The following is a 973-nucleotide window of genomic DNA, read 5'->3' as shown; positions in this document are numbered from 1 at the left end:
ATGGTGGCAATGCCCTCGGCCAGCTTGTCGACGTAGAACGCCCGCGGGCTGGCATGGCCACGGGCCACGCTTTCCACGGCCTTCTTCAGATCGCTGTCGACCTGCGGGTAGTCGAGGATCGCCTTCGGGTGAACGCCGATGTTGTTGTTGATGATGAATTCCAGACGGGCGAGGCCCACGCCGCCGTTCGGAGGAAGAGGCCAGAGCGCCCGCGCCGACGTGGCACGGTATCTGCAGCAAATCGAAACCGCGCTGGACTGGCAGCGCCAAGGCATTCTGTCGAGCGCGCATCGCACCGCCAAGACGCGACTGAACGCCTGATGCACCGGAAGACAACATCATGACTGCAATTGATCTGAACGCCGACCTCGGCGAAGGCTGCGATACCGACGAGGCGCTCCTCACCCTGGTGAGTTCCGCCAACATCGCCTGCGGCTGGCACGCCGGCGACGTCAACACGATGCGCCAGACCGTCGGCTGGGCGCTGCGCCAGGGCGTGTCGATCGGCGCGCATCCGAGCTTTCCCGATCGCGAGAACTTTGGCCGCACTGAAATGCACCTCCCGCCGGATGAAATCTACGCGGGCGTGCTATTCCAGATCGGTGGGCTTTCGGCGATCGTGCGTGCGCAGGGCGGCAAGCTGGCGCACGTGAAGGCGCACGGCGCGCTGTACAACCAGGCTTCGCGCGACCGGCCGCTGGCCGTCGCCATCGTGCGCGCGATCCGCGATTTCGATCCGTCGCTGGTGGTGTTTGGCCTGGCGGGCGGCGAGCTGGTCAAGGCCGCGCGTGAACTTGGCCTGCAGGCCAAGGAAGAGGTGTTTGCCGATCGCGGTTACAACCCGGACGGCTCGCTCGTCAAACGCGGCACGCCCGGCGCCCTCATCGACAGCGAAGATGCCGCGCTGGACCAGACGCTGACGATGGTGCGCGAGCAGCGCGTGAAGGCCATCGACGGCACGTGGGTTCCGATC

1 protein-coding gene and 2 pseudogenes are annotated in these 973 nt (G+C 66.0%); 2 read left to right on the top strand and 1 reads right to left on the bottom strand.

Translation table 11 applies throughout. From position 1 onward, the window contains the following. Positions 1-191: pseudogene (locus FUT88_RS25895) on the bottom strand (hypothetical protein); the annotation flags it as partial. A 10-nt stretch (positions 192-201) separates the two neighbouring features. Between FUT88_RS25895 and FUT88_RS27115 the strand changes: the two are divergent. Both FUT88_RS27115 and pxpA read left to right on the top strand, forming a co-directional pair. After that, positions 202-321, top strand: a pseudogene (locus FUT88_RS27115) (allophanate hydrolase); the annotation flags it as partial. Between the two features lie 19 nt (positions 322-340). Next, positions 341-973: 5-oxoprolinase subunit PxpA (gene pxpA, locus FUT88_RS25885; protein ID WP_147219337.1), on the top strand; the 633-nt coding region annotated here is incomplete at its 3' end.

Source organism: Ralstonia sp. TCR112, from assembly GCF_007997035.1.
GTDB lineage: Bacteria > Pseudomonadota > Gammaproteobacteria > Burkholderiales > Burkholderiaceae > Ralstonia > Ralstonia edaphi.
The sequence above is the reverse complement of the archived record's forward strand: the minus strand, read 5'-3'. Positions and strand labels throughout refer to the sequence as shown.